This window comes from Streptomyces sp. CB01580, from assembly GCF_001905795.1.
Classification (GTDB): domain Bacteria; phylum Actinomycetota; class Actinomycetes; order Streptomycetales; family Streptomycetaceae; genus Streptomyces.
The window spans coordinates 1-3,219 of record NZ_LIXJ01000072.1; the positions used below are offsets into that span (position 1 = coordinate 1).

Below are 3,219 nucleotides of genomic sequence, written 5' to 3' on the forward strand. Positions count from 1 at the left end.
GTGTGCGGACCTGCCGTTGTGTCGGCCGGGGCGCGTCGTCGGTCGTACGGAGGGCGGTGCCGGGGCGTCGGCGGCCGTGCGGTCACGGTGGCACCCCGGCACCGGCACGTCAGAGCGCGGTCCGCTCCAGCCAGGCGGCCGTGTAGGTGTCGATCTCGGTCGTCAGGGCCCGCTTGCCCGCCGGGTTGAGGTACGACGCCTCGACGGCGTTCTTCGCCAGGCCCGCGAGGCCGCGCTCGTCCAGACCGAGGAGCCGGGCGGCCACCCCGTACTCGGTGTTGAGGTCGGTGCCGAACATCGGCGGGTCGTCGCTGTTGATGGTGACCAGGACGCCCGCCCGCACCATCTCCTTCACCGGGTGCTGCTCGATGTCGGCCACCGCGCGGGTCGCGATGTTCGAGGTCGGGCAGACCTCCAGCGGGATGCGGTGCTCGGCGAGATGGGCGAGCAGTTCCGGGTCGCGGACGGAGTGCGTGCCGTGGCCGATGCGTTCGGCGCGCAGGTGCGTCAGCGCGTCCCAGACGGTCTGCGGCCCGGTGGTCTCCCCGGCATGCGGAACGGAGTGCAGGCCCTCGGCGATCGCCCGGTCGAAGAAGGGCTTGAACTGCGGGCGCTCCACTCCGATCTCCGGGCCGCCGAGCCCGAACGAGACGAGTCCTTCGGGGCGCAGGTCCACGGCGAGCCGGGTGGTCTCCTCGGCGGCTTCGAGTCCGGCCTCGCCGGGGATGTCGAAGCACCAGCGCAGCACCACCCCGAGTTCCGCCTCGGCCGCCTTGCGGGCGTCCTCTATCGCCTCCATGAACGCCCGCTCGGGGATGCCGCGCCGGGTCGAGCTGAACGGCGTGATCGTCAGCTCCGCGTAGCGGATGTTCTGCCGGGCCATGTCCCGGGCGACCTCGAATGTCAGCAGCCGGACATCCTCCGGGGTGCGGATCAGGTCCACGACGGAGAGGTAGACCTCGATGAAGTGACGGAAGTCGGTGAAGGTGAAGTAGTCGGCCAGCGCCTCGGGGTCGGTGGGCACCTTGGAGTCGGGGTGGTGCGCCGCCAGCTCGGCGACGATGCGGGGCGAGGCGGAACCGACATGGTGGACATGCAGTTCCGCCTTGGGCAGCCCCGCGATGAAGGGGTGCAGATCGGTCATCGGACTCTCCGGTGGCGTGGACGGCGAGGCTGCCGGGCGCGGGTGGCCGGGCGGGGGACGGGCATCATCGTAGGCCCGGCCCCCGGGCAGGGGGACGGGTCGTAGCATGACGGGACCACGATGGGGGAGGCCCATGTCAGACAACACACAGCAGCCCGCGGACGGGGCGGTGCCGCGCGATCCGTGGGCTCCGCCGGACAGAAGCGTCCCGCTGGACGAGCCGACCGCTGATCCATGGAAGGTGCCGTTGGACAAGCCGGCCGGGGAGCCCCGGCCGCCGGCCGTCCACGACCAGCCGACGGTCACCTCGATGCCGGGGGCGGAGGACGGGCCCGCACCGGCCCATGGTCCGACCGCGCCGGCCGGGTCCGTGCCGGGCCCGGGCGCGGCGTTCGGGGCGGTACCGCCCCCGCCGATCGCGCCGAACGGGCCGGGGCAGCAGATCCCGCCCGCGGTCGGGCAGTACGGCTACCCCGCCGCGCCCGCACCGCAGTACGGATACCCGGGGTACACCGGATACCCGCAGGCGGCCTGGGGCACCCCGCCACCGGCCAACGGCATGGGTACGGCGGCCATGGTGCTCGGCATCCTGTCCCTCTGCCTGCTCTGCATGTGGGGGATACCGGGCATCGTCCTGGGCGTGCTCGCCCTGATCTTCGGCATCCTGGGCCGCAAGCGGGCGGGACGGGGCGAGGCCAACAACAGCGGCCAGGCGCTCGCCGGGATCATCATGGGGTCCGTCGGCCTGGTTCTCGGGGCGGCCTTCTTCACTTTCATGGTCTGGGTGGTCGTGGCCCACCCCGAGGAATTCGAGGACGAGTCCACCTACGAGGACCCCTACTCCACGTCCCTGGTCGTCGACGTCGCGCGATAGCCGGGACGGGCGCGCTTCAGCCGTACGGAACACGCCGCGAACCGTACGGGCGCACTCCGGCCGGACGGGTTGTACGCCGGCCCGTCCGGCCGTCCGCGCCCGCCTCTCCTGTCCCCGCGGTCCGGTCGGCGCGCGGTGCGGTTCAGCCCGCGCGCAGCGCCGTCCGCGCGTCCATCAGCGCGAACCCCAGCAGATTCAGCCCCCGCCATGCCGCGGGGTCCTGGGCGCGCGCGTCGTCCGCCGCCAGCCCGATGCCCCAGATCCGGTCCACGGGGCTCGCCTCGACGAGCACCCGCTCCCCGGTGCCGAGCAGGAACTCCCGCAGCCGCGGATCGTGCCCGAACTTGTGGACGTTGCCCGCCACCACCAGGGCGTACCGCTCGCGCTCCCATATCGCCTCGTCGAAGCCGCGGACCAGTCGGCCCGCCTTCTTCGCCTGCGCCGGGCCCTTCGCCGCCACGGCCCGCTCCTCGGCCTCCGCGTCACCGAACAACCGCGCCTTGCCGGCCATCATCCAGTGCTCCGCCGTCGCGTACCGCACACCGTCGACCTCGAACGGCGACGGCCACCACTGGCTCAGACAGCTCGCGCCGACGCGTCCGTCGGGCAGTGGGCGGTGCCCCCAGAAGCGCAGGTACTTCACCTTCTCGCCGCGCCGGGTCCGCGCCAGGAGATCGTCCATGTGTCCCATGCACGTGAGTCTGGCATCCGCCACTGACACTCCGTCCCGTAATTCCGCGTCTACGCGACACATGGTCGAAGGATTCCGTTGCGTAACCAAAAGGCAACAACGGAATCACTTGTTGGGGTGGGGTGCCTCTGCCAGGATCGGCAATCAATTCCAGCAGGAACTACGCCGCGCGCCTCATGCGAACGCGGCGGAGGAGAGCGTCATGGGCAACACCATCCAGGTGCGGGACCGGTTCGCGGACGGCGCACAGTACATCGGCGGAAAGCTGCGGCCCGGCACATCGGGGCGTCACCACGACGTGGTGAACCCGGCGACGGGCGAGACGGTGTACACCTACGAACTGGCGGGCACCGCCGACGTCGACGCGGCCGTCGCGGCGGCCCGCGAGGCGTTCCCCGGCTGGTCGGGCGCGACGCCCGCCGAACGGGCCGAGGCGATGCACCGCTTCGCCGCCGTGCTCGCCGAACAGGCCGGGGACTTCGCATACGTCGAGTCCCTCCAGTGCGGCAA

At 72.0% G+C, this 3,219-nt stretch carries 4 protein-coding genes; 2 read left to right on the forward strand and 2 right to left on the reverse strand.

Translation table 11 applies throughout. The annotated features are described in order from the left end of the window. Window positions 1–109: 109 nt before the first annotated feature. On the reverse strand, window positions 110–1,144 hold the full coding sequence (locus tag AMK22_RS37040) for an adenosine deaminase (RefSeq protein WP_073792126.1): 1,035 nt from the start codon (window positions 1,142–1,144) through the stop codon (window positions 110–112). A 133-nt stretch (window positions 1,145–1,277) separates the two neighbouring features. On the opposite strand from AMK22_RS37040, the gene AMK22_RS37045 reads away from it, so the two are divergent. Beyond that, a complete protein-coding gene (locus tag AMK22_RS37045) occupies window positions 1,278–2,018 on the forward strand; it encodes a DUF4190 domain-containing protein (protein WP_073792128.1) in 741 nt (246 codons plus the stop codon). Between the two features lie 142 nt (window positions 2,019–2,160). Here AMK22_RS37045 and AMK22_RS37050 read toward each other — a convergent pair whose 3' ends face one another. Then, window positions 2,161–2,700 (reverse strand): NADAR family protein, encoded by a 540-nt coding sequence (locus AMK22_RS37050; protein WP_073792130.1) that lies wholly within the window; start codon window positions 2,698–2,700, stop codon window positions 2,161–2,163. A 211-nt stretch (window positions 2,701–2,911) separates the two neighbouring features. Between AMK22_RS37050 and AMK22_RS37055 the strand changes: the two genes are divergently transcribed. Beyond that, window positions 2,912–3,219, forward strand: a 308-nt coding sequence (locus tag AMK22_RS37055; protein ID WP_143203663.1) for an aldehyde dehydrogenase family protein, incomplete at its 3' end; no start/stop codon positions are given.

What these genes read in the sequence shown, in the direction of transcription:
- AMK22_RS37040 (WP_073792126.1), bottom strand. Translation starts at nt 1,144, where the DNA reads ATGACCGATCTGCACCCCTTCATCGCGGGGCTGCCCAAGGCGGAACTG.
- AMK22_RS37045 (WP_073792128.1), top strand. Translation starts at nt 1,278, where the DNA reads ATGTCAGACAACACACAGCAGCCCGCGGACGGGGCGGTGCCGCGCGAT.
- AMK22_RS37050 (WP_073792130.1), bottom strand. Translation starts at nt 2,700, where the DNA reads ATGGACGATCTCCTGGCGCGGACCCGGCGCGGCGAGAAGGTGAAGTAC.